The 25,898-nt window shown below is 61.9% G+C and carries 21 protein-coding genes; 11 read left to right on the forward strand and 10 right to left on the reverse strand.

Features of this window, described 5'->3' with window-relative positions; all coding sequences use genetic code 11:
- Positions 1–62: 62 nt before the first annotated feature.
- Positions 63–554: a SixA phosphatase family protein gene (locus D0N36_RS09325; protein ID WP_116941122.1), complete on the reverse strand. Its 492-nt coding sequence runs from the start codon at positions 552–554 to the stop codon at positions 63–65.
- Positions 555–850: 296 nt separating this feature from the next.
- Here D0N36_RS09325 and D0N36_RS09330 point away from each other — a divergent pair, with 296 nt between their 5' ends.
- Both D0N36_RS09330 and D0N36_RS09335 read left to right on the forward strand, forming a co-directional pair.
- Entirely contained in the window at positions 851–2,353 is a 1,503-nt protein-coding gene (locus tag D0N36_RS09330) for a hypothetical protein (RefSeq protein WP_147320816.1), read from the forward strand.
- Positions 2,344–2,994 (forward strand): T9SS type A sorting domain-containing protein, encoded by a 651-nt coding sequence (locus D0N36_RS09335; protein ID WP_116941124.1) that lies wholly within the window; start codon positions 2,344–2,346, stop codon positions 2,992–2,994. Before D0N36_RS09330 ends, D0N36_RS09335 begins: the two co-directional genes overlap by 10 nt.
- Before the next feature lie 115 nt (positions 2,995–3,109).
- On the opposite strand, the gene D0N36_RS09340 is transcribed toward D0N36_RS09335, so the two are convergent.
- From D0N36_RS09340 to D0N36_RS09355, 4 genes are all read right to left on the reverse strand, one after another.
- A complete protein-coding gene (locus tag D0N36_RS09340) occupies positions 3,110–4,828 on the reverse strand; it encodes a GEVED domain-containing protein (protein ID WP_116941125.1) in 1,719 nt (572 codons plus the stop codon).
- 229 nt (positions 4,829–5,057) lie between these two features.
- Positions 5,058–6,338, reverse strand: a complete 1,281-nt coding sequence (locus tag D0N36_RS09345) for a M43 family zinc metalloprotease (protein WP_116941126.1) — start codon at positions 6,336–6,338, stop codon at positions 5,058–5,060.
- Between the two features lie 348 nt (positions 6,339–6,686).
- Complete coding sequence (hflX, locus tag D0N36_RS09350) at positions 6,687–8,036, reverse strand: GTPase HflX (RefSeq protein WP_199798322.1); 1,350 nt, start codon at positions 8,034–8,036, stop codon at positions 6,687–6,689.
- A 184-nt stretch (positions 8,037–8,220) separates the two neighbouring features.
- Complete coding sequence (locus tag D0N36_RS09355; protein WP_190242595.1) at positions 8,221–8,628, reverse strand: c-type cytochrome; 408 nt, start codon at positions 8,626–8,628, stop codon at positions 8,221–8,223.
- A 130-nt stretch (positions 8,629–8,758) separates the two neighbouring features.
- Here D0N36_RS09355 and D0N36_RS09360 point away from each other — a divergent pair, with 130 nt between their 5' ends.
- Positions 8,759–9,889 carry a glycosyltransferase family 4 protein gene (locus D0N36_RS09360; protein ID WP_116941127.1) on the forward strand — a complete coding sequence of 377 codons (1,131 nt, stop codon included), beginning with the start codon at positions 8,759–8,761 and terminating at the stop codon, positions 9,887–9,889.
- Between the two features lie 54 nt (positions 9,890–9,943).
- Positions 9,944–10,486 carry a dTDP-4-dehydrorhamnose 3,5-epimerase gene (gene rfbC, locus D0N36_RS09365; RefSeq protein WP_116941128.1) on the forward strand — a complete coding sequence of 181 codons (543 nt, stop codon included), beginning with the start codon at positions 9,944–9,946 and terminating at the stop codon, positions 10,484–10,486.
- 149 nt (positions 10,487–10,635) lie between these two features.
- Here rfbC and D0N36_RS09370 read toward each other — a convergent pair whose 3' ends face one another.
- Positions 10,636–11,937, reverse strand: a complete 1,302-nt coding sequence (locus D0N36_RS09370; protein WP_116941129.1) for a UDP-N-acetylmuramoyl-tripeptide--D-alanyl-D-alanine ligase — start codon at positions 11,935–11,937, stop codon at positions 10,636–10,638.
- A gap of 42 nt (positions 11,938–11,979) precedes the next feature.
- On the opposite strand from D0N36_RS09370, the gene D0N36_RS09375 reads away from it, so the two are divergent.
- Both D0N36_RS09375 and D0N36_RS09380 read left to right on the forward strand, forming a co-directional pair.
- Complete coding sequence (locus D0N36_RS09375) at positions 11,980–13,437, forward strand: FG-GAP repeat domain-containing protein (protein WP_116941130.1); 1,458 nt, start codon at positions 11,980–11,982, stop codon at positions 13,435–13,437.
- Positions 13,438–13,515: 78 nt separating this feature from the next.
- Entirely contained in the window at positions 13,516–14,310 is a 795-nt protein-coding gene (locus D0N36_RS09380; RefSeq protein WP_116941131.1) for a T9SS type A sorting domain-containing protein, read from the forward strand.
- Between the two features lie 126 nt (positions 14,311–14,436).
- On the opposite strand, the gene D0N36_RS09385 is transcribed toward D0N36_RS09380, so the two are convergent.
- The 3 genes from D0N36_RS09385 to msrA form a co-directional block, all read right to left on the reverse strand.
- Positions 14,437–15,219, reverse strand: coding sequence for an amidohydrolase (locus D0N36_RS09385; protein ID WP_116941132.1), 783 nt, complete (start codon positions 15,217–15,219; stop codon positions 14,437–14,439).
- Positions 15,220–15,293: 74 nt separating this feature from the next.
- Positions 15,294–16,472, reverse strand: a complete 1,179-nt coding sequence (locus D0N36_RS09390; protein ID WP_116941133.1) for a methionine aminotransferase — start codon at positions 16,470–16,472, stop codon at positions 15,294–15,296.
- 152 nt (positions 16,473–16,624) lie between these two features.
- Complete coding sequence (gene msrA, locus D0N36_RS09395; protein ID WP_116941134.1) at positions 16,625–17,320, reverse strand: peptide-methionine (S)-S-oxide reductase MsrA; 696 nt, start codon at positions 17,318–17,320, stop codon at positions 16,625–16,627.
- 151 nt (positions 17,321–17,471) lie between these two features.
- On the opposite strand from msrA, the gene D0N36_RS09400 reads away from it, so the two are divergent.
- The gene (locus D0N36_RS09400) at positions 17,472–20,345 is read left to right on the forward strand and encodes a TolB-like translocation protein (RefSeq protein ID WP_116941135.1); all 2,874 of its coding nucleotides are present in this window, start codon (positions 17,472–17,474) and stop codon (positions 20,343–20,345) included.
- A gap of 85 nt (positions 20,346–20,430) precedes the next feature.
- Here D0N36_RS09400 and D0N36_RS09405 read toward each other — a convergent pair whose 3' ends face one another.
- A complete protein-coding gene (locus D0N36_RS09405) occupies positions 20,431–20,883 on the reverse strand; it encodes an META domain-containing protein (RefSeq protein ID WP_190242597.1) in 453 nt (150 codons plus the stop codon).
- A 137-nt stretch (positions 20,884–21,020) separates the two neighbouring features.
- Here D0N36_RS09405 and D0N36_RS09410 point away from each other — a divergent pair, with 137 nt between their 5' ends.
- The 4 genes from D0N36_RS09410 to D0N36_RS09425 all read left to right on the forward strand — a co-directional run bounded on the left by D0N36_RS09410 (position 21,021) and on the right by D0N36_RS09425 (position 25,727).
- Positions 21,021–23,570, forward strand: coding sequence for a TonB-dependent receptor plug domain-containing protein (locus tag D0N36_RS09410; RefSeq protein WP_116941137.1), 2,550 nt, complete (start codon positions 21,021–21,023; stop codon positions 23,568–23,570).
- An 81-nt stretch (positions 23,571–23,651) separates the two neighbouring features.
- A complete protein-coding gene (locus D0N36_RS09415; RefSeq protein ID WP_116941138.1) occupies positions 23,652–24,143 on the forward strand; it encodes a DUF2141 domain-containing protein in 492 nt (163 codons plus the stop codon).
- A 93-nt stretch (positions 24,144–24,236) separates the two neighbouring features.
- Positions 24,237–24,938 carry a DsbA family oxidoreductase gene (locus D0N36_RS09420; protein ID WP_116941139.1) on the forward strand — a complete coding sequence of 234 codons (702 nt, stop codon included), beginning with the start codon at positions 24,237–24,239 and terminating at the stop codon, positions 24,936–24,938.
- Positions 24,939–25,484: 546 nt separating this feature from the next.
- Positions 25,485–25,727: a hypothetical protein gene (locus D0N36_RS09425; protein ID WP_147320817.1), complete on the forward strand. Its 243-nt coding sequence runs from the start codon at positions 25,485–25,487 to the stop codon at positions 25,725–25,727.
- Positions 25,728–25,898: the final 171 nt, after the last annotated feature.

Below are 25,898 nucleotides of genomic sequence, written 5' to 3' on the forward strand. Positions count from 1 at the left end.
GTGTTGACTTGCCTGAGTAAAGGCCGTTGCCTGTTGGCGAAAAGCGAACAGGGCAGAGAGGCTTAGTAGTTTTTAGGCTTATCAAAAAAGTAATATTCCGATTTAGCGCGGTCGACATCGGCCCAGTGCTCCACGCTAAACTTGAGGCACACAATAGAGGAAGTGGGCATAGAGGGAATAGGACTGGGCGAAAGCAGGTTGGCAAAATCGGTGAGCGTGTTGTTGTGGCCCACCAGCAGCACTTCGCCGGCCGTGTCGGGCAGGGCCTGCACAATGGCCAGCAGGCCGGCTACTTCCGCTTCGTAAATAGCGTCAATCACCTGCAGCTTTTCGGGTGGCAGGCTCAGTGCCTCGGCCACCAGAGCAGCCGTACTCAGGGCCCGTACTGCCGGCGACGATACCAGTAAGTCGAGCCTGACACTACGCTCGGCCAGGGCCTGGCCCATAAGTGGCGCCTCGTCGCGCCCCCGGCCGTTGAGCGGGCGCTCCTGGTCGTTGAGCATTTCGAAACTCCAGCTCGATTTGGCATGGCGCATCAGGTACAGGGTTTTCATAGGAGCGCAGCAGTTAGGGTGGCAGGCCTCTTTACTACGGCCGGCGCAAAAGGTTATAACCCGGCCTGCTCCCACAAGTCCGAATATAACGGCTAGCTGGCTGATCATCGGCGGGCTCAGATGCCTAGATGAAGCTCATCTGTATAGCGGCTACCTAATTGCGGTAGGCTGGTTCTATCAACATTTGTATAATATGACAAAACAAGTGTATTATTGCGGTTACAAGCAAAAATAAGACTCTGGCTTATAGTAGCTTGACAGCATTTCTACCTGTGCTTCTATTTTACCCTGCACCAATGAAACACTTCTTCTCCGCTTATCTCCGACCCGCTTTGCGAACGGGGCTGCTATTACTGAGCTGCGGCTTAACCGGCCTTACTTCGGTTAAGGCCGAAGGCTCCAAGAACCTGACACCTGGCACTGCCAACCCCGTGGCCCCGGTTACCGGGCCCAACGACCGCGTTGGCTTTTTACAGCACAACGACGGTGCCAATTCCAACAACTTTCTGCTGCCCGCCGCCAGCATCGACGAACGCATGTACGTGCGCATGCAGCCCGGCGACACTCTGTTCTACGGCCTTCGCCGCACTGCCTCCGGCGTGCAGAACGACCGGCTTCGCCTGCAGATTATGGACGTTGGGGCAACTTTACAAACGACCACCCTGCAGATTGATGGTGGCACCAATACCAACAATGCCCGGCTGGCCCCGGCTCCCGGCGTAATTGCCAGCTATGGCGAGGCGGCCGCCGGCCCCCGTCTCAAGGGTTTCGTAGGGGGCGTGCCCACGCTGCCAGCCACTGGATACAGCCCGCTTTACTATGTAAATACCGGACTGGTAGCCCGCGACGTATGGGTGGAGTTCGCGCAGGTAAATGCCAGCGGCGTTCAGGTTTTTGCGGCCTCCAATCAAGGGAAATCGTGGTATGATATCTGGGATTTCACGGTGCGAAACAGGGGCGAAAAGCCCGGGCGACTGTACGCCAGAACATGGTCGTTTACCGGGGGAAGCTTCACAGCGCAGTACTCAACCAGTTTCGGCTTGTACCCGCTCATCCCCAACCCCAACGCAGTCGGTGGGTACGCCTCCAATGAGTCGTTCTTCGTTAAGCGGGTAAGCTACTCCCGCATGACGCCATTCGGGGTATTGCTGCTGGCCAACGAGTTTGGTGCATCCCCAGCTCCCGGCCGCACTACGTTTCAGGAGCGCCGCCGGAGCATCAATGCCAACGTGGGTTACGCCCAATACAAGCAGTTTGTTAACGACCCCGACCCGAACGTGTACCCAAGCACCGTGCTGCCCACTAGGCCAACGGTAACCACCACCTGCGACCCCGTTACTAAAATAACCACTTTCACCCTCAACGTCGATCAGGCAGGGTTCGGCGTGGTTTTTATCGACGGCAACCGCGACGACCTATACCAGGCGTCTTCGGACCGAATTCTGGAAGGCACGACGATTATAGGGGATAACATCTTTACCTGGGATGGCAAATCAGACAACGGAACTACTATTACGTCTACCCTAATCAATATTTCCTTTTCCAGCGGAGTAGGTCCCGTCAATTTCCCACTCTACGACTGTGAATCGGCAAATTTTGCTGGGATTACTGTGCGCTCCATCCGGCCGGTGGGCTGTTGGCGCCTGATTTCGTGTACTGGGATGACAGCAATTTTGCGCCGGGTTTCTCATCGCCCGCTTACAACCCTAATGGTACCAGCGACCAGGCGAACGGCCACCGTTGGGGTCTTCTTGGAAACCAGGACGGACCTCCTACCGGGGGCGACGGCGTGCTGGTGAATACTTACGCCGTTGGGCTACTGGCCCGCGGGCAGGCAGTTGATATTGTATATGATCCGGCCAATGCCTGTGCTGCCATAGTGCCGCCGGTAGTACTTCCCGTAACCCTGACCAAGTTTGAGGCCCGCTCTGAGGCAGGAGCCGTGCGCCTGAGCTGGGAAACAGCCACAGAACTCAACAGCGCCTATTTTGAGGTGGAGCGTAGTCTCGATGGTCGGCGTTTCGGGGCTATTGGCCGGGTTGAGTCCAAGGGCAGCAGCAGTACCGCTAGCGCCTATACGCTGCTTGACCGGGCTGCCCCGGCCAACGCGTCGCTACTTTACTACCGCCTTCGTCAGGTAGATACCGATGGCACGGCAGCTTACAGCGGAGTGCGTACCGTGAAGGCGGCGGGCCGGTCGCTCATCACCGAAGCATATCCTAACCCAGTTGTCGGTACGCTTTTCGTGCGCCTGGCCGAGCCGCTAACCGGTGCCTTTACACTGAGAGTGCTCGACAGCACGGGCCGCCTGATGTGGCAGCAGCAGCAGTCGGGTAGCACTCTGCCGGAGCTGGAAATACCCACGGCCAGCTGCCGCAAGGCCGGAGCTACATTCTGCAGGTACAAACCAGCAGCGGCTCTTTCATCCAGCGCTTCGTGAAGTAACCCTGTTGGCCGGCTCACTGCCGGCTGCAGCCTTACAGCCAGGCAATCAAAAGCCCCCTTCCCGGTTCGGGAAGGGGGCTTTTGATTGCCTGGTCGCAGGACGAATGCGCCTACTCTTTCACGAAACGCTGGTGCGACACCTGCTGTCCGTCGGAAATACGCAACAGGTAGATGCCTTTGGCCAGATTCTCGACGTGGAGCATGCTGCCTTCGAAGCGGGCAGTTTTCATCTCGGCTCCGCGCATATCGTACACGCTCACCGATACGGCCCGGGCGTCGATGGTGGTCGGGATTTCGATGTTAAGCACATCGGTAGCCGGGTTGGGGTACACGCGGTAGCCCGCCTGCTCAACCGTTGCCATCTGGCGCGCCGTACCACCCGTGATGTTCACGGTATAGTCTTCGGTTTCGCCGTAGCTGAAGTTGTTGCAGCTGGTGGTGGCAGCGTTGTCACTCATGGTTACCCGCATGCGGGTGCTCCCGGTTTTGGCCGAGGCTGGCACGGTAAAGGTGGCCGACAGCGTGCCGACGCTCGATGAGGTGCCCGATACTACTGTTTCGCCGGCGTCGGTAAAGTCGCCATCCCGGTTGTAGTCGATGTATACGCGCCAGTTTTCGGTGTAAGCTGTTGAAGCAAAGCCAGCCGAGAAGTTGATGGTCTGCGACGAGCCGGCAGCAATAGTAGTGCTGGTAGCCGTGCCATCGTAGTAGCCACCATCGCCACCCGAAGTGCGATTAATGGTACCCAGCTTCACCAGGTCAATCCACTCGTAGGTCACATTGGTGCCTTTGCTGGCGCAATACGATATGGCGGGCGGTGGCGTGGTGCCACCAGGGGCCGTATCACCGTTCGAGGTCAGCAGCGAAGCACGGGCACCACCGCTGGCAAACAGCGCGTTCATACGCGACGACTGGCCGGTAGAGAACATGTACATGCAGCCATCATCGGTGTAATCCATGTAGTTCATGAACATGTCGCCGTTGGGGCCGTTGGAGCAGGTAACTTTCGGAAACGATGGGCAGCCCCCGTTGCTGGTTTGTTGAGTAGGCGTGTCGCTCACCAAGTCGTTGCCGCAGCTGGCATCACCCCAGATGTGGCGTAGGTTCAGCCAGTGGCCCACTTCGTGGGTGGTGGTGCGGCCCAGGTTGAAGGGAGCACCGGCCGAGCCGCCGCGGCCGAAGCCGGTAGTGGTTACTACTACGCCGTCGGTGCTGGCGGAGCCGCCGGGGAACTGCGCATAGCCCAGCAGGCCACCGCCCAGCTTACCCACCCACAGGTTGAGGTACTGTCCGGCCGGCCAGGCATTGACTCCCCCGGTAGCCGTACTCTTTATCCGGTCGTCGCTCGACCAGCTGGTAATGGAGGTTTGCTTGCGCTGAATGCCCGTAGTAGCGTTACCGCTGGGGTCGCGCTTGGCCAGTACAAACTGGATGCCTACATCTGCTACCCGCGAGGCGAAAGCCGAAGGCACTTTGCTGGCGTCGGCGTTAAGCTTGTTGAAATCTTCGTTCAGCACGGCAATCTGCGAGGCAATCTGCGCGTCAGAAACGTTTTCCGCAGCCGTATTGTAGAGCACATGCACTACCACCGGAATGGTTACAACGGCCGTAGTACGGTTGGCAACAGGGTTATCGGCAAACGCTTGGCTCTGGGCCTCAATGCCCGCCAGACGAATGGCCATTCCAGGGTCGGCAGCGAGTTGCCGCTCCAGTACTTCCATGGTAGCGCAGTCGCGCTTCGTGGGCAGCGCCGCCTGCTGGGCCCAGGCCTCAGTAGTAACGCCCATGCCCAGCAGCCCCAGGAACAACGAGTAAATGTTCTTCTTCATAGAATGGTGTTGAATGGAAAGAGGTGTGTGAAAAAAAAGGTGTTTGGTTGCAGAAGATGGTTCTAAAAGCCTAAACTATTAAATTAATCACAATCATACAGGCATTTTATTGATATTAATCTAAAATATAGCCTCAGACGCTATTAAAGCTATTTTGCAACTGTCCCTTAAAAACACAAAACCCGTCCCGGAGAGCCGGGGCGGGTTTTGTGTTTTTAAGAGGATGAGCTTACTGCTTGCGGAAGCTCTGGTGTTGAACGGATTTCCCGTTGGTCATCATCAGGTGGTACAGGCCGGCTGGCAGGGCCGATACATCGAGGCTGCCGGCTGCCGTTGGGCGGGCCTGGGGCATTTCGAGACCCCGCAGGTCATACACCTTCATCTCCCAGCCTGCAGCGGGCGTATTAAGGCCGGTGCGAATTGAAAGCTGGCCGTCGGTCGGGTTCGGGAATACCGTCAGCGTTTCGGCGGTTGCCGTGGCGGTCAGCGGGGCGGTATCACCATTCGAGGTCAGCAGCGAAGCACGGGCACCGCCGCTGGCAAACAGCGCATCCATGCGCGACGACTGGCCGTTGGAGAACATGTACATGCAGGCATCGTCGGTGTAGTCCATGTAGTTCATGAACATGTCGCCATTGGGGCCGTTGGAGCAGGTAACTTTCGGAAACGATGGGCAGCCGTAATTGCTGGTTTGCTGAGTGGGCGTGTCGCTCACTAGGTCGTTGCCGCAGCTGGCATCACCCCAGATATGGCGCAGGTTCAGCCAATGGCCCACTTCGTGGGTAGCGGTACGGCCTTTGTCGTAAGGTGCAGCGGAGCCGCCGGGCAGCGAGGAGTAAAGAACTACTACGCCGTCGGTGCTGGCGGAGCCGCCGGGGAACTGCGCGTAGCCCAGCAGCCCGTTGCCCAGGGCACAGACCCAGATGTTGAGGTAGTCGCCCGTTGGCCAGGCGTCGTCGCCACCCCGCTTAGACTGTTTCACGGCATCGTTGGTGCTCCACGATTTCACCCGCGTCGATTTGCGGATTATGCCCGTTGTAGCACCACCGCTGGGGCTACGCTTGGCCAAAACAAACCGAATATTAGTGCTGGCAGCAACACCGGAAAACGCGGCCGGAATCAGCGCGGCATCGGTGTTGGTTTTGGCGAAGTCCTGATTGAGCACATCAATCTGGGCCTGCACCTGGGCGTCGGAAACGTTCTGGGCAGCTGAGCTGTAAAGCACATGCACTACCACCGGGATGGTTACCGGGCCGGTAACCGCGGCGCGGTTGGCCACGGAGCTGGTTACGAAGCGGCTAGTACGGGCCTCTATTTCGGCTACGCGTCCGGCCATCTGCGGATCGGCGGCCAGCTGGCGGTCGAACACCTCCATAGCAGCACACCCCCGGTTCTGTAGTTGCTGGTCGGTCTTTTCCGTCATGCGGCTCATGCTGCTGCTCTGGGCTGAAGCCGAAATTGCTGTCAGGCCAGAAAGGGCAAAAGCAAGTGAGTAGAACGTTCTTTTCATAAAAGGGCACTAGCAAGTGAGGGAAGAGGAAATTCGATGCATAAAAGTGACTTAAATTATTGAATTATCAATTTTTTGCTTTAAAAAATATATTTACCCCAATCAATACCCCTTTTCTTAGCCAATAATCTAATTTACCATTGAAGCTATTCAGAAGGTTCGAAGAACGTCATGCTTCATCTGTCGTCCGCGCAGTCGCAGCATAACGTTCTGTTTCTACTTGCCGACTTTCTGAACAGCTTCGTTGACAGCCATGCAAAAGCCGCCTTCGGGCTGGCTGGCTTACCATAGTCGGTAAGTCGGCCAGCCCGAAGGCGGCTTTTTGCAGAACCAAGACACTGCAGGTGCTTATTCCTGCCAGCCTTCGTCGTCGCGCACGGGGTGTACGGCCGGGTACCGCTCGTTGTGGATGGCGGCTACCAGCTTAACCAGGCGCGCGCGCAGCTCGTCGAGGTTGGTCCGGTCGAGGGCCGAGATGAACTCCACTTGGTTGTGCAGCTTGGCCATGTAGGTGGCCCGCAGCTGCTCCAAAGTGGGCCGGGGGGCCGGGGCATTCTCATCGGCGTTCATGCCCTCGAAGCCGTCGTGGTAAGCGGCCTCGCCGGTATCGTACTGGTCAATCTTGTTGAACACCACCAGCACCGGCTTTTCTCCCGCCCCAATATCCTTGAGCGTGTCCTCGACTACAGCCATGTGTTCCTCGAAGCTCTGGTGCGAAATATCGACCACGTGGATCAGCAAATCGGCCTCCCGGATTTCGTCGAGCGTGCTCTTAAAGCTCTCGATGAGGCGAGTGGGCAGCTTGCGGATAAAACCTACCGTATCGGAGAGCAGGAAGGGTACCGTATCGAGCACCACCTTGCGCACCGTAGAATCGACAGTAGCGAAGAGCTTGTTTTCGGCAAATACGTCGGCCCGGCTCAGCAGATTCATGAGGGTGCTTTTGCCCACGTTGGTGTAGCCCACCAGCGCCACGCGCACCATGCCGCCGCGGGCCTTGCGCTGGGTCTGGCTCTGGCGGTCGAGGTCTTTGAGGCGCTCCTTCAGGAAAGCAATCCGGTCGTTCACCACCCGGCGGTCAGTCTCAATCTCGGTTTCACCCGGGCCACGTTGCGAAACGCCACCGCCACGCTGCTTGTCCAAGTGACTCCAGAGGCCCGTCAGGCGGGGAAGCAGGTATTGGTACTGGGCCAGCTCGACCTGGGTTTGGGCAGTGGCCGATTTGGCCCGCCGGGCGAAAATATCGATAATCAGCAGGCTGCGGTCCACAATTTTCACCTTCAGCTCGGCCTCCAGGTTGCGCAGTTGCGAGGGCGAAAGGTCATCATCAAAAATGACCATGCTGGCCCCCGAGTGCTCCACGTAGGCCTTGATTTCGGCCAGTTTGCCCTCGCCCACAAAGGTGCGGCTGTCGGGCTTGTCGAGGCGCTGCACGAAGCGGTGGACGACAGTAGCGCCGGCCGTTTCGGCCAGGAAGGCCAGCTCGTCGAGGTATTCGGTGGTCTGGGCTTCGGCCTGGCGTTTATCGGGCACGGCTACCAGCACGGCCGTTTCTTCGTCCACGCTCGTGTCGTAGGTGCCATTTTCGGCGGCCTTGGTCAGGATGCGACCCGCCCGGCCCTTCACGCTATCTACGGAGCCGGGGTGGCGGGTGCTGTTCTGGTCTTTGCGGCCTTTGGAAGTCGGTTTATTTGCCATCAGTATAGTGTAATCAAAAGAAAGAATGGAGGGGCGGAGCCGGATGTAGCGCTGAAAAGTAGCGTTCGATATTCTACGGCAATACGCGAAGCCGGCGCTTCGCGCTGCATCCCGGCAGCCTTAGGGTATATAACGCAATCTGGCCGCGAAACGGCGCAACTTGCGCTTCGGCTTACCTACCGGTCTACTTCAGCGTGAGCGAGTAGGCCACCACCTGCGCAATCTGCTCGTCGCTCAGCTGGCCTTTGAAACCAGGCATTACGCCCGAGACGGAGCCGTTTACTACCATGTAGGTGCGGCCGGCGGCGTTGAGGTTGCTCTTGGTCAGGTCGCGGGCCCCATTCACACCCAGCTTGCCGTCGGCCCCGTGGCAGAGGGCACAGTTCTGGGTAAATAGGGCCTGCCCGGCCGCCAGCACCGCGGCATCGGCCCCGGCCAGCGCTTCGGTAGCGGCGGCGGCGGGCGGAATTGGGGGCAGCGGCTTGGTGGCGGCGGTTTCGGAAGCGTCGGTGGCCGGGCTGCAGGCGTTCAGCAGCAGCGCGGCTACCAACAGCACTGCGGGACGGGTGAGCAGGGAAGGAAATCGGAGCATAGACAAAGATACGCAGCAGGCCGGGGCCGAAACCGGGAAGCCGGGGCCGCCGTAACCGCGCCCACAGCCGGCACTGCCCCTGCGCCCCGGCCGCGTACCTTTACAGTTCAAGCCTATCGTTTTTTGCCCAATGCGCGTCGCCATCGTTATCAATACCGCCTGGAACATCTGGAACTTCCGCCGCAGCCTGGTGCAGGCCCTGCAGGCCGCCGGCCACGAAGTGCTGGCCGTGGCCCCGCCCGATGCCTACTCGGCGCGGCTGGAAACCGAGCTGGGCTGCCGCTTCGTACCGATTTTGATGGAGAACAAGGGTACCAACCCGCTGAAAGATGCCGCCCTGACGCGCCGCTTCTACCAGCTGTATAAGCGTGAGCAGCCCGATGTGGTGCTGCATTACACCATCAAGCCCAACATATATGGCACGCTGGCGGCCCGGCTGGCCGGCATTCCGAGCGTGAACAACGTGTCGGGCCTGGGCACGGTGTTTATCGTGAAAAACCTGGTAAGCAAAGTGGCGCTGGGCCTGTACAAGTTTGCGTTTCAGTTTCCGAAGCGCGTGTTTTTCCAGAACGATGATGACCGACAGCTCTTCATCAGCAACGGGATGGTAGACGCTGCGAAAACCGATTTACTACCCGGTTCCGGCGTTGATATCACGCGCTTTAAGCCTGCTCTGGAGTTCCGCCGCAACGTGCCGTTTGTGTTCCTGATGATTGCGCGGGTGCTCTACGAAAAGGGCGTGGAAGAATACTTTGATGCGGCCCGGCTGGTACGCGAGGCCGTGCCCGGCACGCGGGTGCAGCTGCTGGGCGGCATAGATGAAAGCGGCGGCGTGGGCGTGAAGCGGGCCGTGTTTGAACAGTGGCTGGCGGCCGGCCACGTTGAGTACCTGGGCACCTCCGACAATGTGGCCGAGCTGCTGGCCCAGGCCGACTGCGCGGTGCTGCCCTCCTACCGCGAGGGCACGCCCAAAACCCTGCTCGAAGCGGCGGCCATGGGCAAGCCCATCGTCACGACCAACGTGCCCGGCTGCCGCGAAACGGTGGTGGACGGCAGCAATGGCCTGCTCTGCCAGGTGCGCGACGCCGCCGACCTGGCCGCCAAAATGCTGCAGGTCCTGCGCCTGCCCGATGCTGAGCTGGAGCAGATGGGCCGCGCCGGCCGCCAGCTGGCCGTAACCAAGTTCGACGAGCAACTGGTACTCGACAAGTACCTGGCCGTGGTAAATGAAGTAGGAAAAACCCACGTCGGCCGCCGGTAAATCTGCCTAACTTGCGGCCCAAATTCGGCCACCGCCAGCTAAACTATACAGTACATGGAGTTTATCCACTTTGATATTCCGGGCGTAGTCGAAATCCAGCCCCGGGTGTTTGGTGATGCCCGCGGGGCGTTTTTTGAGTCGTTCAGCGCCGAGAAGATGGCAGCGGCGGGCATCGTGGGCAACTGGGTGCAGGACAACCAGTCGCGCTCCGACCGGGGCGTGGTGCGGGGCCTGCATTTCCAGCAGCCGCCTCATGCCCAGGCCAAGCTCGTGCGCGTAGCCGCCGGCCGCGCCCTCGACGTTATCGTGGACATCCGCCGCGATTCGCCCACCTACGGCCAACACCTGTCCGTCGTCCTCGACGCCGAGCGATTCAACATGCTTTACGTGCCCGTTGGCTTCGCCCACGGTTTCACGGCCCTCGAAGACGGTACGCTCTTCCTCTATAAGTGCACCGACTACTACGCCCCTCACTCGGAAGGCGGCCTGCTCTGGAACGACCCCGCCCTGAACATCGACTGGGGTATTTCAAACCCTACCATCTCGGCCAAAGACCAGGTACTCCCCACGCTGGCCGACTTCGAGAGCCCCTTTTAATCACAGATTTTGCAGATGGGGCAGATAACACAGATTCGTGCTGACGGAGGATTCGTGCAGTATCTCGCGCAGTCTGTTAAATAACGCTTCAAGGTACTCTGCTATCAGAACGAATCTGTGTTATCTGCCCCATCTGCAAAATCTGTGATTTAGAGAAGCTCTACCAGGGTTTCCAGACCCATGCCGCGGGAGCCTTTCACCAGCACCTGGCGGTTTGCCAGGGGGTTGGCGAGCAGCCAGGCAGCCGCCTCGGGTTTGGTGGCGAAGTGCAGCATGCTGGAGTCGAGGGCAGCGGCCTGGGCCAGCTCGGGGCCGATGAGGATGACCGTGCCGAAGGGTAGGCCCTGCACCAGCCGGCCCAGCGAGCGGTGCTCGTCCTCACTCTCGGTACCCAGCTCAAACATGTCGCCCAGAATAACCACTTTGGCCGCCGGGTCGCCGGGGCGGGCCGCGAAGCTGCCCAGGGCGGCCGCCATACTGCTGGGGTTGGCGTTGTAGGCATCGAGCACCAGCTCGTTGCGGGCCGTGCGCACCTGCTGCGAGCGGTTGTTGCTAGGCTCGTAGGCGGCCAGCGCATCAGCAATGGCCTCAGCGGGCACCCCGAAGTAGGCTCCTACCGCGGCAGCAGCGGCGAGGTTGGCAAAGTTGTAGCCGCCCGTAATCTTTGCCTCCACTACCTGGCCGCCGGATAACTCCATAACTACCTCGGGAGCCGCGCCAAGCAGCCGGGCCGGGTAGGTATCGGTGGGCCCGGGGTAGGTTACGCGCTCGGCTACCGGCGCGGCCAGGCCCGGCAGGCGGGCATCGAGCGTGTTCACGAAGGCCGTACCGCCTACCTGGGCCAGAAACCGGAACATCTCGCCTTTGCCTTTGGCAATACCCTCTACCCCGCCGAAACCTTCGAGGTGGGCTTTGCCTATATTGGTGATGAGGCCGTGCGTGGGCTCGGCCAGCCGGCACAGCTCCTCAATTTCGCCCTGGTGGTTGGCTCCCATCTCGATGATGGCCAGCTCGTGCGCGCCGGGCCGGATGCTGAGCAGCGTGAGCGGAACCCCAATGTGGTTGTTGAGGTTGCCTTGGGTGTACTGCACCCGGAACCGCTGGCTGAGGACAGCCTGCACCAGCTCTTTGGTGGTGGTTTTGCCGTTGGAGCCCGTAATGGCCAGCACCGGTACAATCAGTTGGCGGCGGTGGTGCAGGGCCAGTTGCTGCAAGGCTACCAGCGGGTCGGGGGCGTAGGTGTAGCGGGTGGGGTCGGTGGCGGTCAGCTCGGCGTCGTCTGTCACGGCGAAGCGGGCACCTTTGGCCAGGGCCTGCGGCGCGAAGTCGCGGCCCCGGAAATTGGGACCGTTGAGGGCGAAGAACAACGTGCCATCCTGGGGCTGGCGCGTGTCGGTGCTGACGGCTGATGCTTGCTGGAAGCGGGCGTAGAGGGCCGCGAGGTCTGCCATGCGATTTGTACCTAATTTTAAAAGCTAAACGAAAATCCGCTTATGGCTATTTCTTTTCTGCCGAACAGCCGACGCTGGCTACCCGGGCTGGCCGTGGGCCTGCTGCTGACCGCTACGCAACCGGCCGCGGCCCAGCAGGCAGCCGGGTTCGGGTTTGAGTTCCGACCGATAGCAAAAGTAGTGCAGGCCGGCGACACGCTGCGCCAGGCCTGGGCCGGAGGACTCAACTCGCCCCAGTTTTCCAACCTCGACCTCAATGCCGACCAGCAGCCCGACCTGCTGGTGTTCGACCGCATCAGCAACCGGGTGCTCCCGTTTCTGAGCGTGGCCACGGCTACCGGTCGGGCTTGGCAGTTCGCCCCCGAGTATGCTGCCCTGTTCCCGCCGGGCCTGCGCAGCTGGGTGCTGCTACGCGACTACGACTGCGACGGCCGCCCCGACCTGTTTACGGCCGACGAGCGGGGCAGCAACATCCGCGTGTTCCGCAACGAGCCCGACGCGCAGGGCCGGCTGGCTTTCCGGCTCATCACTACGGTGCTCACGTATTTCGCGCCCAGCATCGGCGGCAACATCAATATTGCGGTGGGCGGCGACAATATGCCCGCCATTGAAGACGTGGACGGCGACGGCCGCCTCGACATAGTAACCACCGAGTTCGGTACCAACACACCCAGCCTGTATTTTTACCGCAACACCAGCACCGCGGCCTGCGGAGGCCTGAGCTTCGGGCTGGGTTCCGACTACTGGGGCGGCGTGCGCATCTGCGGCCACGGCTGCGGCGGCTTCACCTTCGCCCCCGACCAGTGCCGGCCCGCCCCGCAACGCCCCACCCACAACACGGGCTATAACCTGGCCGTGTTTGATGTGGATGGCGACGGCCGCGCCGACTTGCTGACCGGCCGCACCAACTGCGCCGAAGTAACCATACTGCGCAACGGAGGCACCGCCCAGCAGGCGCTGTTTTCGGCGGCCGGCCTGAACGCGCCCGCACCATTCAATGGCCAGGCCCCGCGGGTGCCCAACCTGCCGGCCGCCTACCCGGCCGACGTGAACTTCGACGGTCGGCCCGACCTGCTGCTGGCCCCCAACCTGTTCGACAACCGCGACAACAACGACACCGTGGACACCCGCAACGCGGTGCAGCTCTACCGCAACACCGGCGCGGCCACCGGCCCGAAGCTGGCCCGCGAGCCGGCCGGGTTTCTGCACTCCGATATGCTGGACGTGGGCGAGCAGGCCGCGCCTACCTTCGCCGACCTTGATGGCGACGGGCTGACCGATATGCTGGTGGGTGGCCTCAACCGCCCCGATGGCGGCGGGCTTTTCCGGGCGGCGCTGAGCTACTACCGCAACGTGGGCACCCGCCAGAAACCGGTTTTCAAGCTGCTTGATGCCGACTACCTGGGCCTGAGCCGCCGCAAGCTGGCCGCGCTGCGCCCGGTGCTGGCCGACCTCAACGAAGACGGCGGCCCGACCTGCTGTATTCGTCCTTCAGCCTGAAAGGCGGTGGTGGTACCGTAAGCTACGTGCTGAACACGGCCGCCGTCGGCCAGCCGGCCGCCTTCGATCTGGCGCGCCGTGGAGCTGCCCAACCTGCCGAACCAGCGCTACACCATGCCCGCCGTGGCCGATGTAGATGGCGACGGCCACCCCGATTTGCTGCTGGGCGTAACGGGCGCCTCGACGGCCTTCCCGGGCGGGCCGCTGCGCTACTACCGAAACTCCGGCACCGGCGAGCTAAGCCAGCGTTTCCGCCTCGAAAACAACGACTACGGCCAGCTGCGCAACGCCGATGGCTCGCTGCCCGGCTTCCTGAGCCCGGTAGTGGCTGATTTCGACCGCGACGGCCGCCCCGACCTGCTCACGGCCGCCACCGACGGCACCGTTCAGTTCTTTGCTGACTTGCGCACCCAGCCCGCCACGTTTGCGGGCCGCACCAACATTGTCTTCGACCCCCTCAATCAGCAACTGGAAGCAGCCCGCTGGGGCGGCTCGTTTGATATGCGCCTGGTGCCAGCTGCCGCCGACGTGAACGGCGACGGAGTGCCGGAGCTGTTTCTGGGCCAGGAAACCGGCGGCATCAGTTCGTTTGTGGGTCGGGGCGGACTAATAACCTCCTCCCCTGCCCCAGTCGTCCGCTCCGGCCCCGAGGTGCGCGTGTTCCCCAACCCCGCCACCGCCCAGGCCACCGTAGAAGCTACCGAACTCGTACGCCTGACGGTACTCGACCTGCTGGGCCGCACGGTGCGCCCACAAACAGCGCCCGCCCGCGTGCATCAGGTGTCGGTTGCGGGCCTGGCTGCCGGTGTATACCTGGTACGCTCCCAGAATGAGGCCGGCGCCGTGAGCGTGCGGCGGCTGGAGGTGAAGTAGGAGCCGAGGTAATAATCACCTGTCATCCTGAACGGAGCGAAGGACCTGGTAAGGAGCTAACCAACTTATACCTGAATTAGCTTCTTACCAGTCCTTCGCTCCGCTCAGAATGACAGCGTTTTGACGCTATTGCATTACCTCAAACGCATCTGCGTCCTGCAAAGCGGGGAAGCGCTGGCGGAACTCCAGCAGTTCGTCGCGGCGCAGGGTGCGGGTGATGGTGGTGGCCTGATTACCGACTTCGACCAGGTACTCGCCGCGCATATCGATGAGGGCCGAGTCGCCGGCGTAGTCGGCGCCGTTGCCGTCGCGGCCAATGCGGTTGACGCCCATCGTGTAGGCCACGTTTTCGATGGCCCGGGCCCGTAGCAGCGCTATCCAGGCGGTGCGGCGGGCGGCGGGCCAGTTGGCGGTGTACAGCAGCAGGTCGTAGGGCGCAGCCGGGTCGTTGCGGCTCCAGACGGGAAAGCGCAGGTCGTAGCACACCAGCGGGCAGATGCGCCAGCCCCGCCACTCCTCAATCAGCCGCGCCGTGCCCGCCTCGTACACGGTATGCTCGCCGGCCATGGTAAAGCGGTGGCGCTTGTCGTAATGGCTCCATGAGCCATCGGGGCGCACCCACAACAGCCGGTTGAAATACGCTCCGCCCTCCTCCACCATCAGGCTGCCGGTTACCACCGCATCGTGGGTGGCAGCCAACTGCTGCATCCAGGCCAGGGTGGGGCCGTTGGTGGGTTCGGCCAGCCCCTGCGGCGTCATACTGAAACCGGTCGTGAACATTTCGGGCAGCACCAGCAGATCGGTGGGCACCGAAATGGTAGCGGCCTGATGCTCCAGGTGCTGCCGGTTGGCCACCGGCTCGTGCCAGTGCAGGCTGGTCTGGATGAAGGAAACGGTGAGATGGGACAAGGCAGAGGCAGTTTGAGGCAGCGGTATATCCTAAAAATAGGATAAATAAACGAGCCCGCTGCCTACCTGGCTGCCTACTTCACCCAGTCAGCCTGCTGCAGGCCGGTTAGCCGCGCGGCAGCGGCGCGCAGGGTTTCCTCGGTTTTGGCAAAGCAGAAGCGCACCAGCCGGGCATCGTGGCCATTATGGTAGAAGGCCGACAGCGGCACCACGGCCACACCGCTTTCCTGGGTGAGCCGGCGGGTAAACGTGCGGTCGTCGAGGCCCGGGGCTAGGTTCTGGAAACCGGCCACCTGAAAGTAGCCGCCCCCGGAAGGCAGCAGTTCGAAGCCGGTGGGCGCCAGCAACTCGCGTAGCAGGTCGCGCTTCTGCTGATAGAAAGCCGGCAGACTTTCATACAGCGCGGCATCAGGCAGCACGTCGGCCAGCGCGTGCTGGGTGGGCGTGCTCACGCTGAAGGTGATGAACTGATGCACCCGGCGCAGCTCGGCCGTAAGCGCTGGCGGAGCCAGGCAATAGCCCACTTTCCAGCCGGTAGCGTGGTAGGTTTTGCCAAACGACGACAGCACGAAGGCCCGCGCCCGCAGCTCGGGGTGGGCCGACACGCTGTTGTGCGCAGCCCCGTCGAATACCATGTGCTCGTACACTTCGTCGCTGAGCAGCAGCGTATCGGTGTCGCGTAGCAGGCCCGCCAGCGTGTCGAGGTCGGCAGATGAAAGCACGGCGCCGGTGGGGTTGTGGGGCGAGTTGATGAGCACGAGCCGGGTGCGGGGCGAAAGGGCCGCCGCCACCCGGTCCCAGTCGGGCCGGAAATCGGGCGCCGACAGCGGCACGTATACCGGCACGCCGCCCTGCAGGCGCACGGCCGGGGCATACAAATCGTAGGCCGGCTCCAGCAGCAGCACCTCATCTCCCGGGCGCACTACGGCGGCCATTACCGCATACAGACCCTCGGTGGCGCCACTGGTTACGGTAATTTCGGTGGCCGGATCGGGAGTATAGCCGTAGCGACGGGCGGTTTGCTGGCTGATGGCCTCGCGCAGCCGCGGCAGGCCGGGCATGGGCGCGTACTGTTGATGGCCGGGCGTGAGCACGTGGCGGGCCAGCGCTTCCAGCAGCGGCCGGGGCGGGTCATAATCCGGAAAACCCTGGGCCAGGTTGATGGCCTCGTGCTCCTGGGCTAGCTGCGTCATCACCGAGAAGATACTGGTGCCCACATCGGGCAGCTTGGAAGTGAAAGCGGGAGTAGACATGGATGGGAATAGCTTACGGTAAAACAGAACGTCATTCAGAGCGAAGCGAAGAATCTCGCGGGCCAAAGTAACTCCTGATGTTGAGTTTACCTTGGTCCGCGAGATTCTTCGCTTCGCTCTGAATGACGTTCTATTATAATGCGCTTTAAACCCTACAGCGGGTTCTTGAGCAGCTCGGGGAATTTCTTGCGGAACTTCTCCACTTTGGGCATCGAGACGCTTTGCACGTAGCCTACTTCGGGGTGCAGGCGGTAGTAGCCCTGGTGGTATTCTTCGGCGGGCCAGAATTTCTGGAACGGCACCACCTGCGTCACGATGGGGTTGCCGTACTCCTTGCTGGCATTTACCCGCGCAATGGCATCGTCAATGACTTTCTTCTCCTCGGGAGTGCGGTAGAAGGCTACCGAGCGGTACTGTGGGCCCGCATCGGGACCCTGGCGGTTGAGCGTGGTGGGGTCGTGGGCGGCGCGAAAAAACACGTCAACCAGCGTGGCGTAGCTCACTACTTTGGGGTCGTAGTACAGCTGAATGGACTCGGCGTGGCCGGTTTCGCCGCGGCCCACCTGCTCGTAGGTAGGGTTGGCCTCGGGGCCGCCGCTGTAGCCCGACACTACGGCTTTTACGCCCTTTATCTCCTCGAATACTTCTTCGGTGCACCAGAAGCAGCCCCCCGCAAAGTCGGCCGTGGCCAGGCCGGTCATATCGGCCGGTGCAGGGCCCGCCGTAGAGCGGACGGCAGCGGAGCCTTGGGCGGCAGCGGTTTTCTGGGCTTCGGCGGGCCGCTCGGAGCAGGCGGTCAGCAGCAGAATGCAGACGGCCGCAAGGCCGTTTTTCAGTAGGTTGGTCATGTGCTTACAGACAAAATGTTGCGGCAGAAAGTTTGCCGGCCAGGTGGGGTTGCGCCTACATACGCGGCTCCGCCCCTGCCCGGACGTGGGGCGGGACTTGCATTCGGGCCGGCCGGGTGGTTTCTTCGGGTTCCGCTAACTTGTTTTGTCTGTGCGTATTCTGCTTTCTGCCGCGCTGGCTTTGCTGGCCGCTTTGCCCGCTGCTGCCCAAACGCTGCTGCCCATTGAACAGCAGGTGCCTGCCCGGGTGCGCTGGTACGAGATGCGCACGCCCCACTTCCAGGTGGTGTATCCCGCGGGATTTGAGGAGCAGGCCCGGCGCACGGCCCGGCGGCTGGAGCAGGTGCACGAGCCGGCCGCCGCCTCGCTTGGGGCTGCCGCCCGGCCCGTTACGGTGGTGTTGCAAACCCGCACAACCGTTGGCAACGGCTTCGTTACGCTGCTGCCGCGCCACTCCGAGTTTTTTACCACCTTCCCGCAGAATCCCTACCTGGTGGGTACGCTCGACTGGCTCGACCAGCTGACGGTGCACGAGTACCGCCACGTGGTGCAGTTCGATAAGGCTCACCGGGGCGTGGGGCAGCTGGGCTACCTGTTTGGCGGCTTCGGCGGGCTGGGCTTAACCACGCTGGGCGTGCCCGACTGGTTTGCAGAGGGCGACGCGGTGGGCACCGAAACGGCCCTCACGCGCAGCGGCCGGGGCCGAATTCCGAACTTCGGGGCCTACTACCGGGCCAACCTGCTGGCCGGCCGGCGCTACTCCTACGCCGAGGCCACGGGCGGCTCGTTCCGCCACTACGTGCCCAACCATTACGTGCTGGGCTACTACCTCACCACCCGCCTCAAGCGCACCGCCGGCCCCACCGCCTGGGCCCAGGTGCTCGACCGTTACTACGATTTTCCGGTTTACCCCTTCTCGTTTTCCGACAAGCTACGCCGCCTCACCGGCCTGCGCTCCGACGACCTGTACACCCAAACCACCCAGGAGCTCGACAGCCTTTGGAAGGCCCAGCAAACCGGCCGGGCCCTGACGCCGGCCCGCGACTTTGCGGTGGAAGCTTCCGAAAAAGTCTTTACCGAATACCAATACCCGCAGTACCTGACCGACAGCACCGTGCTGGCCCTGAAAAGTGGACTGGGCCACACGCCCCGGCTGGTAGAACTGACCCGGGGCCAGGCCGAGCGCACCCGGCTGGTGCTGGGCCTGCACCACAACCCCGAGCAGCTGTCGGTGGGCGGCAGCAAGGCCGCGTGGCTGGAGTTTCGCTACCACCCGCGCTGGCAGCAGCAGGTGTACTCCGAACTGCGGGTGCTCGACCTGGCCACTGGCCGCCTGAGCCGCCCGGGCCGCCGCACCCGCTACACGGCCGCCGTGCTGTCGCCCGATGGCCGCCGGCTGCTGGCCGTGAGCACCGACTCGGCCTACCAGCACCGCCTGCACCTGCTCGATACCGAAACCGGCCGCGTGCTGCGCACCTTCGAAAACCCCGCCAACGCGCCCTATCTGCACCCGCGCTTCGGGGCCGATGGGCGCACGGCGGCCGTAGTACGGCTGGAAACGGCCGGCAAGTGCCTGGAGCTGCTCGAAGTGGAAAGCGGCACAGCTCAAACCGTGCTGCCGGCCACCAACGACAATATTTCGCACCCTCAGCCCGGGCCGGGCTACGTGTTGTTCAACTCGCCTCGCAGTGGGCAGGATGAGATTTACGCCGTGCAGACAGCTACCGGCCAGGTGCAGCCGGTAACCAGCCGGCCGGTGGGCAGCTACCACGCCACCATCAGCCCCGACGGGCAACGGCTGGCCTTCCACGAAATAAGGGCCCAGGGCAGCCGAGTGGCAGAGATGCCGCTGCGTCCCGCCACCTGGCCGGCAGCCCTGCCGGCTGGCAGGCCCGATGCCGCCCCTGCAGACTTATACGCCGACGAGCTGACTGCCCGCGAGCCGGGCGCGGCTACCGTAGGCCCGCTGCTGCCCCTCGATTCGGTAGCCGGGCCGCCGCTGACGCCGCGCCGCTACCGGCGCCTGCCCCACGCGCCCAACCTCTATGGCTGGGGTTTTGTGCAGAGCCCGGGCGGCACCGGCCTGAGCCTCGGCCTGCGCGCCCAGGATGTGCTGAGCACCACCCAGGCCGTGGCGGGCCTGGGCTTCGACGGCACCGAGCGCACCGGCCGCGTATTCTCCGATATCAGCTATCAGGGCCTGGGGCCGGTACTCGATTTCGGGCTGGAGCACGGGGGCCGACGGGCCGGATTACTGCTGCCCAATGGGGCCGTGGCCGAGGACCGGTGGCGCTACACCCGCCTGAGTGTGGGCAGCCGCCTGCCGCTGGTGCTTACCACCTCCCGCATGCTCACTTCGCTTACGGTGGGCGCGTTTTATCAGCTGGAGCAAACGCAGGGCTACGAGCTGCCGGCGCGGTTTATCAACGAGGTAGGCCGCCAGCCGCTGCACGCGCTGCTGGGCAGCTTCAGCTTCAGCCGCACGCTGCGCCAGAGCTACCGCGACGTAGCGCCGCGCTGGGGCCAGAGCCTGCTGCTAACCGGCCGCGACACGCCCTTCGGCACCAAGGGTTTGCAGGCCCGGCAGCTGGCGGCGCAGGGCAGCCTGTTTCTGCCCGGCATCGGACTGCACCACGCTTTGCGCCTGCGGGCCGGCTACCAGTACCAGCAGCAGCGCGAGTACCGGTTCGGGGCGGCCGTTTTCTACCCCCGGGGCCTGCCCTACCTAAGCTTCGACCGGCTCACGTCTCTCAGCGGCGAGTACCGGCTGCCCTTGGCCGATGTGCACTGGCAGCTCACGCGCCTGCTCTACGTGCAGCGCCTCAAGGCCAACATCTTCCTCGATTACGTCCGGGGCGAGTCGGGCCCGCGGCACAACGCCTACCACTCGGCCGGCTTCGACGTATCGGCCGTTTTCAACCCGCTGCGGCTGCGCACACCTCTGGAAGTGGGCCTGCGCACGGTGTACAACTCGTACTACGGCACCTGGGAAGTGCAGCCCCTGGTGCTTAATATCGGGTTTTGATTTGGGGCTTAGGCACTTGGGTTTTAGGGATTAGATGACGAGCGGACGTTTCGGCCCCGTCCGCTCGTCATCTAAACCCTAAAACCTACTTCCCCTCAAATACCAGCAGTGGCTGAGGGCGCTCCGAGTCGAAGAGCTGGAGCTGGCGGTGGCTGATGGTGTAGCGGCGCACCTGGGGCAGCAGATCGAGGTAGCGGGTTTCCTGCTTCTGTTCGGCGCAGGTTGCGCGCGTACTGGCCTGCCCTGAGAACGTGAGATAGGAGGTGCCGGGTACCAGCATAAACTGCCCCCCATATTGGTTGCACCAGGCTCGGCCCGCGCTAAGGTTATCAACGGAGCTAAGTGTTAGGCTGGTGGCAACACCGCCAACCGGTACCGGCACCGGTTTTCCCTCTGATTCGATGAGCTGCCACGATTGGTCGAGCAGGTAGAGGGGCGCGGGCATGGGCTCATGGTCTTTGGAGCAGCTGCCAAGCAGCAGGCTGGCGGGCAGCAATAGCGCGAGCAGGACAACGGGTAGTCGGCGGGGCGTTTTCATAGGCAATGCGACAGGAAACAGGGGAATACTCTCGCTTGATGAAATAAAAGCATAAAAGGTTGCATTCATCTGCTATGATGGCAGGTTTCTTGCTAATATTTTGAAAATAAGTTCCTTCTACTCTTTATATATTTTTCATGAATATTATCTACTCGCGCCGTACTAAAGGCTTGGCGACTCTGCTGGGGGTCGCGCTGGCTGCTGGGTCGGTAGCATCCGGCTTCCGGCCCCTACCCGACCCCACACTGCTGGCCCGCCGCCTGGCCGAATTTTATACTTCTACCAAGCCTGAAACCAGCTACCTGCACCTCGACCAGGCCGCTTACGTGGCCGGCGAAACACTCTGGCTCAAGGCCTACCTACTCAACGCCAGTTCCCACCAGCCCGACTTACTCAGCAAAGTGCTGTATGTGGATGTAATAGCCCCCGACCGCCGGGTCCTGTTCAAACGCACCCTGGCCCTTACAGATGGGCTGGCCGCCGGCGACATTGTGCTGCCCGACACGCTGCGCTCGGGCGTGTACACGCTGCGGGCATATACCAGCTGGATGCGCAATTCCGATGAAGGCCCCTTCTTTACGCGGCGGATACCGGTATGGCAGGCATCGATCGGCACTGGCTCCGAAACCTCGACCGTGCGCCAGGCACAGCCGGCCCGGCGCACGGCCCGTACCTTGGAGGTGGCTACTAATCCTGATGTGCAGTTCTTTCCCGAAAGCGGCGAGTATGTGGGCGGCCTGCAAACTACAGTGGGCGTGAAGGCGGCACAGGCCGACGGCCATGGGCTGGCGTTGACCGGCGTCGTTGTTGACGACAACAAGCGGGAGGTTGCGCGCTTCAGCACGCCAGCGCTGGGCATGAGCTCATTCGGCTTTACGCCGCAGCCCGGACAGAAATACGAGGCCCGCGTAACGCTGCCCGATGGCTCGACGGCCACTTACCCGCTGCCAGCCGTGCGCGCAAGCGGTTGGGTGCTGAATGTGCGCGAAGTAGGCGACGAGTTCCGGGTATTTGTGCGCTACCAGCCCCTGGCGGGCGCGGCAACTGCACCAGCGCCCCTGCAACTGCTGGCGCATGTGCGAGGCCAGCCCGTGTACGCCGGTCAAGGTCAGATCAGCCCCGGCGAAACCTTCCAGGCTACGATTGCCAAAGCGGCCGCGCCGGCGGGCTTGCTGCACATCACGCTCTTCGACGGCCAGCAAACTGCTCAAGCCGAACGGCTGGTGTTCGTACCCGAGGCCCGGCCGCTACAAGTAAGGATACGCCCCGACAAAGCCACCTACGGCCCCCGTGAACTGGTACAAATGGAGGTGGAAGTCAGGACCACCGATGGGCAACCCGCCCCGGCTGAACTCTCATTGACCGTGGCCGGCACACCCGGGCTGCCCGCCGAAGCCGGCGACGCCACCACCGTAGGGGCCCACCTGCTGCTTACCTCGGAGCTGCGCGGCTACGTGGAGAATCCGGCGCACTATCTGCAGTCGCGCACACCGGAAACCCGACGGGCCCTCGACGACCTGTTGCTCACGCAGGGCTGGAGCCGCTTCACCTGGCAACAGGTGCTGGGTGAGCCAGGCACGGCAGCGGCCGGCTACCGGTTTCCGCTGGAGCGCGGCATCGTGGTGGCCGGCCAACTGGTGCGCGGTAATAATAAGCTCGTACCAGAGGGAGAATTGATGCTCCTGATAGGGAAGCAGAAAGACATCGTGGTAAGTAAGGCCGACGCCAATGGCAATTTCCTTTTCACAGGCTTCACGGGCCTGGACTCGACCAAAATACTACTGCAGGCCCGTACAGCCAAGGGTAGCAGCAATTTACTGGTGCAGCTAAATGAGTGGTGGCCCCGTCCGTCTCCGGCGGGCTGGCGGCCACCGGCGCCGCTTTCACCCGTTACATTGGCTTTGGCTGAGGTTGTTGCCTACGGACAGCGCAGCCGCCGTCAGCAGCAACTCGAACGGATGTATCGGCCCGATTCCACCAGCGGCATAGTGCTGCGCAACGTGGATATCACGGGCCGGTTACTCAACAAGTCTCCCTTCTCCCTGCACCAGGGCATGGCCGATGTGGTATTACGTACCCGTGACCTGCCTATGGCCCATACCTACCGGAATGTTTTTGAACTGCTACAAGGGCGCTTAGCCGGCGTGCAGGTATTCAACCAGGGCAGCAGCTACAATGTGCAAATTCGGGGAGCAAGCTCCATTTCGGGCAGTGGCCAGCCGCTGTATCTGCTCGATGGTGCGCCGCTGGGAGACGGTGACGTACTGCTAACGATTCCGGTGACCGATATCGAGCAAGTGGAAGTGCTGAAAGGAGCCAGCACAAGCATATATGGAGTGCGCGGCGGCAACGGCGTTATTGCCGTGTACACCAAGCGCGGCCTCGGCGACTACTCCAACGTACCCGCCGCCGCCGGGGTGGCCGTGCGCCAGTTGCCGGTCTTTCATAGAACCCGCGAGTTTTACGCCCCGCGCTACGATGCCGGCCGCCGCTCCGAGAAGCCTGACCCGCGCGCTACCACCCTCTACTGGCAGCCCCGCCTGACGGTGCTCGCCTCGGGGCGCGCCCGGGTCAGCTTTTACACGGCCGACCAGGCGGGCACTTTCCGCGCTTCGGTGGAGGGCGTGAGCCTGGCGGGCCAGCCCGCCATGGCCGAGGCTCAGCTGACAGTGGCCGGGCAGCCCTGAACCCAGCGCCCACCGAATGTTTTTGACCGCCGGGCTGTTGGAGCCGTATACCCGACGTCTATACCTCCCTGCTATTAACTTATGCGTATTCTGCTCCCTCTGTTGAGCGTGCTTTGCACCACCCTGCAGCCGGCGGCTGCGACCCCACCAACCCCGGGCAGGTTTTTACCAAGCCTGGGGGCTGCCCCTACATTCCCGGAAAGCGGGCTGGCGGTAACCGTGGTAGTGTCGGCGCTGGCTTCGGAGAGTTCGGCCGTGAAGCTGTACTTCTACAACGTGCGCGAAACCTTCCTCGTCCCTAAAGGCTACGCCTTTATGCGGGTGGTGAAGCCCGACGGCCAGCGCCAGGTGAGCCTGCCGGTGCAGCTGCCGCCCGGCGAATGGGCCGTAGTCATCACCCAGGACCTTAACAACAACGACAAGGTGGACAAGAATCTGCTCGGCATCCCAACCGAGCCTTTCGCCTTCTCCAACAACGTGCGCCCGCGCCTGGCCCCACCCGCCTTCGACGACTGTAAGTTTGCGGTCCGCGAGCCAGGCCAAGTGGTTAACATCCGCCTGCTCGCCAAGTAGGCCACCCGGGCCCCGGCTGGTAGGCAGCGGCGCGTAAACTTTTCGGACATAGCCGGCTTGTAGCTGACTCTCCCGCTGTAACTTTCTGTTCGTATGAAAATCGAAATCTGGTCCGACATTCTCTGCCCCTTCTGCTACATTGGCAAGCGCCGCCTCGAAAAGGCGCTGGCCGGCTTTGCCCATGCTGCCGATGTGCAGGTGGAGTGGCGCAGCTTCGAGCTTGACCCCAACGCCGCCCCGACGCCCGGCGATAACCAGTATGCGCGCCTGGCTCAGAAATACGGTAATACCGAAGAATGGGCCCGCCAGATGAGCGCCAACATGACCCAGATGGCCGCCGAAGAAGGCCTCGCCTTCGACTTCGACAGTCTGGTGCCAGCCAACTCGCTTAATGCCCACCGGCTTATTCATCTGGCCACCCGCCACGGCCGCCAGGATGCCGCCAAGGAGCGCCTGTTCAAAGCCTACCTCGAAGAAGGCCTCGACATCAACGACAACGCCGTGCTCAGCCGCCTTGGTGCCGAGCTGGCGCTGCCCGAGCCTGAGGTAGCGGCTCTGCTGGCCTCGCGCGAGTTCGAGCAGCAGGTGCGCCACGACGAGTACGAAGCCAGTCAGATTGGGGTACGGGGCGTGCCCTACTTCGTGTTTGCCGATAAGTACGCCGTATCGGGGGCCCAGCCGGCCGAGCTGTTTGCCGAAGTGCTGGAAAAGGCCTGGGGCGAAACCCAGCCCCGCCACAAGGCCATTGTCGGGGCCGACGGGGCCGCCTGCGGCCTCGACAGCAGCAACTGCTAATGCTAAGGAGAAGCGCATATCCTACTTCTCCAGGCTAAACAAATTCCCTAAAAAAGAGCCGCTCCATACTTCGGAGTGGCTCTTTTTTGTCGCATTTCCATCCGAATACATATTGACCGGTCATCCGGGCTGGCGCACTTTTACTTGCGATTCTACTGTCGCAAATCCGCAGACAGCCCTGAGCCAGCTTGAAGAAAACAGCCCAGGAAAGCAGAGAACGATTAACCGGTTTGCGTATCCGCCCATAACGACGCATCAGCTTCCGAAGCAAACCACAAGGCACAGGTCAGCGGGAAATTACACGAAGACACGTGTCGGACGCTGGACCTTTGGCGCTAAACGCAGTTGTGGATGGAGGGGCGCGCCACTTGCTTAGCTGGGGCAGTAGTGCCAGCCCCCACCGGGTAAGCCTGCTGCTGGCGGCCTGTTCGGCAGGAAGCAAATACCCAATTCCCGGGGGCTTAATTCCTGCGGCATGGGCAGGCAGATAAAATAATATGGTAACCTTACCATTGAACTCCATTCACACTATTATTTCCTAACATTATGATTCGACGCTCGTTTTGGTTTATGCTACCTATTGGGTGCCTGCTAGGTGCTTTTCAATCCTCAAATGAGGCTTTTATGCAACTTCTTAAAGGAGAAGTTGCTAGATTTTATCAGATAACGGCACCCGAAAAAGCCTACCTGCATCTTGATAAGGATAGCTATACTGCGGGCGAAACAATTTGGTTTGAAGGCTACGTTGTAAGTGCGGGGCAACACCGCACAACCAATGTTCTTAGCTAGGTGCTGTACGTGGATATGCTCAATGCAAATGGGCAGACCCTAGCTGTATAGTCCCAGGGAGAGATGGTGTATTTTCCGGGCTGGAATTTCGCACGCACTTATGGGACAAATACTCCACGGCAGCGCCCGCACAACTTCGGCAATACGGGCCGCTATCCAACGTAGTCAGGA

It is taken from the genome of Hymenobacter lapidiphilus, from assembly GCF_003417065.2.
Taxonomy (GTDB): Bacteria; Bacteroidota; Bacteroidia; order Cytophagales; family Hymenobacteraceae; genus Hymenobacter.